Below are 7,982 nucleotides of genomic sequence, written 5' to 3'. Positions count from 1 at the left end.
CCCGCTTGGCCCGATGTTCACCCAGGTCCGCTCCACCATTCGCCGGGTTACGCCTGTCGAGAGCGGTGGGCGCCGCTTGCTGAAGGTGGTCTACGTGGTGCTGGAGCCCCAGTACCAGAGCGCCCTCACCAGCGCAGCCACAACCCTGAATCAGGAGCCTGGCCAGTTGGCCGTAGAGTTGAGCGGCTACCTGATTGAAGAACTGCGGGATCCGGAGAACTACGCCGCCTTTTGTGCGGACGTGGCGGCGGCGGACGTGTTTCTTGCCTCTCTGATCTTTATTGAAGATCTGGCCGGCAAGGTGGTGGCGGCAGTGGAGCCGCACCGGCAGCGGCTCAAGGCGGCGGTGGTGTTCCCCTCCATGCCGGAGGTGATGCGGCTCAACAAGCTGGGCAGCTTCTCCATGGCCCAGCTTGGCCAGAGCAAAAGTGCCATCGCCGGCTTCATGAAGCGGCGCAAGGAGGCCGGCGGCGCCAGCTTCCAGGACGCCATGCTCAAGCTGCTGAACACCTTGCCCACGGTGCTCAAGTACCTGCCTGTGGACAAGGCCCAGGATGCCCGGGCGTTCATGCTCAGCTTCCAGTACTGGCTGGGGGGATCACCGGACAACCTGCGCAACTTCCTGGTGATGCTGGCCAACCGCTACGTCTATCCCCAGGCTGGCCAGCCCCTGATGCAGGCCGCAGACCCTGTGCTCTACCCGGACCAGGGTATCTGGCATCCCGTCGCACCCCGGATGTTCGAGGATCTGGATAAGTACATGGCCTGGACGGCGGCCCGCTCCGACCAATCCGGTCACCAGGGGGACGGCCCCTGGATTGGCCTGGTGTTGCAGCGCAGCCACCTGGTTACGGGAGACGACGCCCACTACGTGGCGCTGGTGCAGGAACTGGAGTTCCGCGGCGCCCGGGTCGTTCCTGTGTTTTGTGGGGGGCTGGACTTTTCCAAGCCGGTTCGCAGCTACTTCTTCTCGTCGGCCTCGTCCACTGATTCCGGCCAGCCCCTGGTGGATGCGGTGGTGAGCCTGACGGGATTTGCCCTGGTGGGCGGCCCGGCCCGCCAGGACCATCCCCGCGCCATTGAAACCCTGCAGGCCTTGAACCGGCCCTACATGGTGGCGTTACCACTGGTGTTCCAGACCACCCAGGAGTGGGAAGCCAGCGACCTGGGGCTGCACCCGGTGCAGGTGGCCCTGCAGATTGCCATTCCCGAACTGGACGGGGCCATTGAACCCCTTGTGCTCTCGGGGCGTGACGCCGCCACCGGCAAGGCCCACACCCTCCAGGATCGGGTGGAGGCCATCGCGGAGCGGGCCATTCGCTGGGCCAATCTGCGCCGCAAGCCACGCCAGGACAAGAAGTTGGCTATCACCGTGTTCAGCTTCCCGCCGGACAAGGGCAATGTGGGCACGGCGGCGTATTTAAACGTGTTCGACTCCATCCACAGGGTGATGGTGGAGTTGCAGGCCAGGGGCTACCACCTGGAGGATCTGCCCGCCACCCCCAAGGCGCTCATGGACGCGGTCCTGCGGGACGCGGAGGCCATGGAGGGGGAGCCGGAGTTGGCTGTCGCTTACCGTATGGGTTGTGAGGAGTACTACCGCCTCACCCCCTATGCCGAGCGGCTGGAAGAGAACTGGGGCAAGGCCCCCGGCACCCTCAACAGCGACGGCCAGAACCTGCTGGTCTACGGCCGCCAGTTTGGCCATGTGTTTGTGGGGGTTCAGCCCACCTTCGGCTACGAGGGGGACCCCATGCGCCTGCTGTACTCCCGCAGTGCCAGTCCCCACCACGGCTTTGCCGCCTATTACACCTATCTGCAGCACATCTGGGGAGCCGATGCGGTGCTGCACTTCGGTACCCACGGCTCGTTGGAGTTCATGCCCGGCAAGCAGATGGGCATGAGTGACACCTGCTATCCCGACAGTCTCATCGGCTGCATCCCCAACCTGTACTACTACGCCGCCAATAACCCCTCCGAGGCTACCATCGCCAAGCGCCGCGGCTATGCGTCCACCATCAGCTACCTCACTCCTCCGGCTGAGAATGCCGGCCTTTACAAAGGGCTGAAGGAGTTAAGCGAGCTGGTGAGCTCCTATCAGCAGTTGCGGGAGGGGAGCCGGGGTGTGCAAATCGTCCATGCCGTTGTGGAAACGGCCCGGCGCTGCAATCTGGATCAGGACGTGGCCTTGCCGGACGACGTGGATGCTCTGGATCTTGAGGCCCGTGACGGGGTGGTGGGTGCGGTCTACCGTCAACTCATGGAGATCGAGAGCCGTCTGCTGCCTTGTGGTCTCCACACCATCGGCAAGCCCCCCACCGCCGAAGAGGCGGTGGCCACCCTGGTGAACATTGCCGCTCTGGATCGGGAGGGGGAGGGTCTCCTGGGTCTCCCCAGTCTCCTGGCAGCGCACCTGGGTCGCTCCATCGAGGAGATTTACGCAGGCAACAACGCTGGTGTATTGGCGGATGTGGAGTTGACGCGGCGGATTAACGACGCCAGCCGCGCTGCCGTTGGCGCCATGGTGGCGGCGGTCACCCGGCGGGACGGGCGTGTGGATTTAACCAGCCAGCCCAACTGGTGGCGCCAGCTTTTGTGTGGGCTGGAGCAGTTGCCCAACCGGCTGCTGGGTCGCCAGGGCCTGAGCTCATGGCTGCGCATCTTGATCAACCGGGGCTTTACCACGGTGGATCAGGAGGCCCTCGACAAGCTGTTTGTCTACCTCCAGGGCAGCTTGCGGCAGATTTGCGCCGATCAGGAACTGGACAGCCTGCTGCGCTGTCTGGACGGGGAATACATTCTCCCGGGCCCTGGCGGCGATCCCATCCGCAATCCTGGCGTGCTGCCCAGCGGCAAGAACATGCACGCCCTGGATCCCCAGGCAATTCCCACCCGTGCCGCCGTGGCGGCGGCAAAGCAGGTGGTGGATCAACTGCTGCAGCGGCAGCGCCAGGAGAACCATGGCGCCTGGCCGGAAACCATTGCCTGTGTGCTCTGGGGCACGGACAACATCAAAACCTACGGGGAATCCCTGGCCCAGATTCTCTGGTTTCTGGGTGTCCAGCCCAAGGCGGACACCATCGGTCGTGTGAACAAGCTGGAACTCATTCCCCTGGAGACGCTGGGCCGTCCCCGCATCGACGTAGTGGTGAATTGCTCCGGTGTGTTCCGGGATTTGTTCATCAACCAAATGGCCCTGCTGGATCAGGCGGTGAAGATGGCCGCAGAGGCGGACGAACTTGAGGAGATGAATTTTGTGCGGAAACACGCCCTGGCCCAGGCGGCGGAGCAGGGCACCGATCTACGCCGCGCCGCCACCCGGGTGTTCAGCAACGCCAGTGGCAGCTATTCCTCCAACGTGAATCTGGCGGTGGAAAACAGCACCTGGGACGAGGAAAGCGAACTGCAGGACATGTACCTCAAGCGCAAAAGCTTTGCCTTTAATGGAGAAAATCCTGGCCAACTCTCCGTGGAGCGGGAAATTTTCGAGTCCATCCTCAAAACGGCGGATGTGTCGTTCCAGAACCTGGACTCCGCGGAAATCTCCCTCACCGACGTGAGCCACTACTTTGATTCCGACCCCACCAACTTGATCCGCAGGTTGCGGGACGACGGCAAAGCCCCCAGCAGCTACATTGCCGACACCACAACGGCCAATGCCCAGGTGCGCAGTCTGGCGGAAACCATTCGCCTCGATTCCCGCACCAAACTGCTGAATCCCCGCTGGTACGAGGGCATGTTGGCCTCCGGTTATGAAGGGGTGCGGGAGCTGGCCAAGCGACTCAACTACACCTTGGGCTGGAGCGCCACCAGCGCCCAGGTGGACAATTTCATTTACGAAGAGGCCAACGCCACCTTTATCCAGGACCAGGCCATGCGGCAACGGCTGCTGGCCTTGAATCCCCACAGCTTTCGGCGGATGGTGGGCACCCTGTTGGAGGTGCATGGGCGGGGCTATTGGGAGACCAGCGCCGAGAACGTGGAGCAGTTACAGCAGCTCTATCAAGACGTTGAGGACCGGATTGAAGGGGTGGGTGAAGGGTAGGGGCGGAAAACCCTCATCCCTCGGCCCCACAGACCTTAACAATCTGTTACGATTGGGTCTGTTGCTGCTGAAGCCATGAGCCAAGCCAATCTGACCATGCCCCCCATTATCCGTGGCGCCACCGTCACCACTGAAGACGGCGGCCGTCTCAATGCCTTTGCCCGCGAACCCCGCATGTTGGTGGTGGATGCCGATCAGGGTTGGGGCTTCCACGCCCGCGCTGAAAAGCTCAACGGCCGCCTGGCCATGGTGGGCTTCATCGCCTTGCTGGCCACCGAACTGGCCTTTGGCGGCGAGGCCTTCACCCATGCCCTGCTGGGAATCGGCTGAATTCTTGCCCTACGGAGCAATCGGCTGAATCGTCTCCAGGACGGTAATTGCAGCCGAGAGCTTGCCCAGTTCCCCTGCTCAGCCAACCACTGCTCCCGCATCGTCCGCTTCTACGGCTTCCTTGATCGCATCCAAATGGCTATCCCGTAGGCTGATCAGCCAAAGCAGTGCTCTTGCCTGGGCTTGCATGGGGGTAAACCCTTTATCAAACTGCTTCCGCAGGGCTTGGTCTTCCCGCTCCAGGACAACTTGAAACTCCTTGACCGCCTCCTCAAGGGCGGCATGGCCCTGCGCGAGATTTCATCCTCCGTGACTTCCTGACTATCTTCAGGGTCTGCCTGGGATCGGAAAAGTGGCTTCATGGATCGTGCTTCTGTTTGGCGATGAAAAAGCCTACTCTTCCATGAGAGCCCAGGTCAGAGCCGGCAGACGTAATTGAGTAGATAGACAGCTTACCCATGACCCACGCCTTTGGCCTGTTTTGGGATGTGGACGGCACCATGGCGGAGACCGAGGGGGATGGTCACCGGCAGGCGTTCAATGCCGCCTTTGCGGAGCGGGGCCTGCCTTGGCGCTGGTCCATGGATGGCTATCACCAACTGCTGCAGATCAGCGGCGGGGAAGAGCGTCTTCGCCACTGGCTGGCCACCGCTCCCCCCGGCGCCCCTGGGGACCAAGCCGGACAATGGGCCATGGCGGCAGACCTGCAGGAGCGCAAGCAGGTTCACTATGGGTGCATTGTTGCGGCTGGAGGTCTGCCGCCGCGGCCAGGCGTGGTGCGCTTGATTCAAGCGGCGGCTGCCGCAGGATGGCAGCAGTGGATTGTGACCACCAGCCGCCGCCGGGCGGTGGAGGCGCTGCTCCGCACCCAACCCTTCCAACCGCTGGCGTCCGCCTTTTGCGGCTGGGTTTGCGGCGATGACGTAGCCCGCAAGAAGCCCGACCCCCAGGCCTATGCCATGGCCCTGCGCCAATCGGGGCTGGCGCCCCACCAGGTGGTGGCCCTTGAGGATTCCCCCCACGGCCTGGAGGCGGTCTGTCGTGCCGGGCTGCGGTGTCTGGTGACCCCCAGCCAGGTGACGGCGGATCAGAGGTTTGTCGGAGCTGCGGCAGTGGTGAATCATCTGGGTGACGGGCTGCAGCAACCCACTACTGTGGTGCTGGGGCCTGCCCTGGGGCCTCAAGCCCACGTGGATCTTGCCTACCTGCAAGGCCTTCTTCCAGGGGGCCAACCCCCGTCAGCCTCGCCCAGTCTCGAATCCTGAGCCCGCAACACACCCGCCTTCAGAGTGCCTCCGCCGGTGTTGGCCGCTGGCTTCTCAACGTGCTGCAGGCCTCGTGGCGCCGCAGGGTGGTCTTGATTCTCGGGCTCACCGGCGGCTTTTTCATCGGTCAAGTGGGGATACCGTTCCTCAGCCGATTGCCGCCCCTCAGTGATTTTGGCGCCTTGGTGGTGCTGGTGGCCTGCGAGATTCTTGTGCGGCTCCGCAGTCTGGGGGCCAATGCAGCCAATCTGTTCCTGCTGCGGCAAGCTCTGGACAACATCCGTGTCGGCTTCGTCTTCTCGGTTGTGCTGGAGGCGTTCAAGTTGGGGTCCTGAGTCGGTGTCCATGTCTTCCCCAGGGCCAACGGTCTGGGTTGATGGCGATCTCAAGCTGCAGGCGGTGCTGGACGGGCCACCGCAGCGTCGTCGGCTGGCCCGACAGTTGGCCCGTCAGACCGGCTGGCGGGCGCTGCTGAACTTGGACGAAGGGGCCGTGGCGGCATGGCTGGATCGGCAACTGGACCTGCTGGCCACGTCAACCATTGTGGAGGCTCTGGCGGCGATCCCGCACCACCCCAGTGTGCTCTGGGGCCTGTGGATCCCCATGGCGCAACTCATGGGGAGTATGCAACGAACAACGCCACGCCCCCGCATCGGCCTGGCGGGGGTGCCGGGTACTGGAAAAACCACCCTGGGCCAAGCCATGGCCGTGCTGGGCCGGGCCTACGACTTTTCCCCCATCGTGGCCTCCATTGACGACTACTACCTGCCCCTGTCCACACGGACCATGGCCATGGCCGCCAATCCCTTTGCCATTGACCGCGGTCCCCCCGGCAGCCACGACCTGCAATGGCTGAACCGCTCCCTGGACGACTTCGCTGCCCATGGGCAGTGCTGTATTCCCTGTTTTGACAAGGGTCTGGCCGGTGGCCGGGGGGACCGCAGCGGTAGTGGGTGCCATCGGGGGGATGTCTTTCTGCTGGAGGGCTGGATGGTGGGGGCCCGCCCCTTCCCGGTGGGGCCGGAGGATCCCCACCCTGGCGCGTCCGCTGCGGAGCGGGCCTGGTGTGCCCGTTGCAGCAACGTGCTGACGGAGTACACCAGCACATGGGAGCGGCTGCATGGGCTGGTGCTGGTGGTTCCCCAGCAGTGGCGCCACAGCCTGCGGTGGCGGCTCCAGGCGGAGGCACGGCAGCGCCGCCGCGGTAAGGGCGCCCTCAGCGGCGCTCAACTGGAGCGGTTGCTGCGTTGTTTCTGGGCCTCGGTTCCACCCCATCGCGCCCTGCAACCTGCCCGGACTCCAGCGGATGGAGCACCGCCCGTGATGATGATGGCGATCCTGGACGGCCGGCGACGGGTCGCGAACATGGGGCCGCCTGAAGCCGTCAACTGGCCCGCCCCGGTTCAGCTTCCCTCCTCGTCCTCGTCCTCGTCCTCCGCATCATCTACGGGATAGTGAAAGCCCGTTGCCCGCCCACTGAGGACGGCCTTCCCCAGGGACATGGCCCGCTGGGCAGCCAGCCGCGCCTTGCGGTTCCATGTGGCGCGGCGCTGATTCCGCTTCCGGTTGGAGGTTTTCTTCTTGGGGACAGCCATCGGATCTCAGGGACACGGGATCATCAACCTTCTATTCTTGCCATGGCGTGGAACCACGTCAAACTATTGGGCATGACCATCTGGCTACAGTTGTTCCGAGAAGGGAACACTCTGTGGTAAATCAGAGGCACATGGCCGTTGTGGGGCCAGCACTGGGCCAATCTGCCAGGGACCCGCTCAGCTACAGCGGCCTTGTGCAGGCCGTCCGTGACGGCCAGACGCAGGAGTTGCTGTGGGATCCTGATCTGCGCAAGGTGCGGGTCACCCTGGTGGATGGTCGCCAGAGCGTGGTGGACGTGTTTCCCGAGAATCCTGTGCTGATTCAGGAGGCGGAAGCCGCCGGGGTGCCCCTCACCATTCAGGACAGCCGTCAGCAGCAGGCCCTCACGGGACTGATGGTCAACCTGCTGCTGGTGCTGCTGATCCTGGTGAGTCTCATCTTCCTGCTGCGCCGCTCCGCCAAGGCGGCCAACCGGGCCCTGGGCTTTGGCCGCAGCAAACCCCGCCTCCGCCCTGAAAACGACATCAAAGTCTGTTTTGGGGACGTGGCAGGGATTACTGAAGCCAAGGATGAACTCCAGGAGGTGGTGGCCTTTCTCAAGCAGCCGGATCGGTTCACCAGCATTGGTGCTCGGATTCCCCGCGGCGTGCTGCTGGTGGGGCCACCGGGAACGGGCAAAACCTTGCTGGCCCGTGCCGTGGCCGGAGAGGCGGGGGTGCATTTTTTCTCCATCTCCGCCAGTGAAT

General features: G+C 63.8%; 7 protein-coding genes. 6 read left to right on the top strand and 1 reads right to left on the bottom strand.

Features of this window, described 5'->3' with window-relative positions:
- The first annotated feature begins 13 nt into the window (after positions 1-13).
- The 5 genes from FLM9_RS05325 (at position 14) to FLM9_RS05305 (ending at position 7,095) form a co-directional block, all read left to right on the top strand.
- A complete protein-coding gene (locus FLM9_RS05325; protein ID WP_074457598.1) occupies positions 14-4,045 on the top strand; it encodes a magnesium chelatase subunit H in 4,032 nt (1,343 codons plus the stop codon).
- Between the two features lie 75 nt (positions 4,046-4,120).
- Positions 4,121-4,375: a CAB/ELIP/HLIP family chlorophyll-binding protein gene (locus tag FLM9_RS05320; RefSeq protein ID WP_074457597.1), complete on the top strand. Its 255-nt coding sequence runs from the start codon at positions 4,121-4,123 to the stop codon at positions 4,373-4,375.
- A gap of 458 nt (positions 4,376-4,833) precedes the next feature.
- Positions 4,834-5,640, top strand: coding sequence for an HAD-IA family hydrolase (locus FLM9_RS05315; RefSeq protein WP_074457596.1), 807 nt, complete (start codon positions 4,834-4,836; stop codon positions 5,638-5,640).
- A 59-nt stretch (positions 5,641-5,699) separates the two neighbouring features.
- Positions 5,700-5,975: a DUF565 domain-containing protein gene (locus FLM9_RS05310; RefSeq protein WP_180365310.1), complete on the top strand. Its 276-nt coding sequence runs from the start codon at positions 5,700-5,702 to the stop codon at positions 5,973-5,975.
- Positions 5,976-5,985: 10 nt separating this feature from the next.
- Entirely contained in the window at positions 5,986-7,095 is a 1,110-nt protein-coding gene (locus FLM9_RS05305) for a hypothetical protein (protein ID WP_074457594.1), read from the top strand.
- Here the strand turns inward: FLM9_RS05305 and FLM9_RS05300 are convergent.
- Positions 7,044-7,235, bottom strand: a complete 192-nt coding sequence (locus tag FLM9_RS05300) for a 50S ribosomal protein L32 (protein ID WP_074457593.1) — start codon at positions 7,233-7,235, stop codon at positions 7,044-7,046. The two genes, FLM9_RS05305 and FLM9_RS05300, sit on opposite strands and share 52 nt — an antisense overlap.
- 131 nt (positions 7,236-7,366) lie before the next feature.
- Between FLM9_RS05300 and FLM9_RS05295 the strand changes: the two genes are divergently transcribed.
- Positions 7,367-7,982, top strand: a 616-nt coding sequence (locus tag FLM9_RS05295) for an AAA family ATPase (protein WP_143324614.1), incomplete at its 3' end; no start/stop codon positions are given.

This window comes from Candidatus Synechococcus spongiarum (assembly GCF_900047545.1).
GTDB lineage: Bacteria > Cyanobacteriota > Cyanobacteriia > PCC-6307 > Cyanobiaceae > Synechococcus_B > Synechococcus_B spongiarum_C.
The sequence above is the reverse complement of the archived record's forward strand: the minus strand, read 5'-3'. Positions and strand labels throughout refer to the sequence as shown.

Coding starts and splice junctions, on each gene's coding strand:
- FLM9_RS05325 (WP_074457598.1), top strand. CDS start 14: ATGTTCACCCAGGTCCGCTCCACCATTCGCCGGGTTACGCCTGTCGAG.
- FLM9_RS05300 (WP_074457593.1), bottom strand. CDS start 7,235: ATGGCTGTCCCCAAGAAGAAAACCTCCAACCGGAAGCGGAATCAGCGC.
- FLM9_RS05305 (WP_074457594.1), top strand. CDS start 5,986: ATGTCTTCCCCAGGGCCAACGGTCTGGGTTGATGGCGATCTCAAGCTG.
- FLM9_RS05320 (WP_074457597.1), top strand. CDS start 4,121: ATGAGCCAAGCCAATCTGACCATGCCCCCCATTATCCGTGGCGCCACC.
- FLM9_RS05315 (WP_074457596.1), top strand. CDS start 4,834: ATGACCCACGCCTTTGGCCTGTTTTGGGATGTGGACGGCACCATGGCG.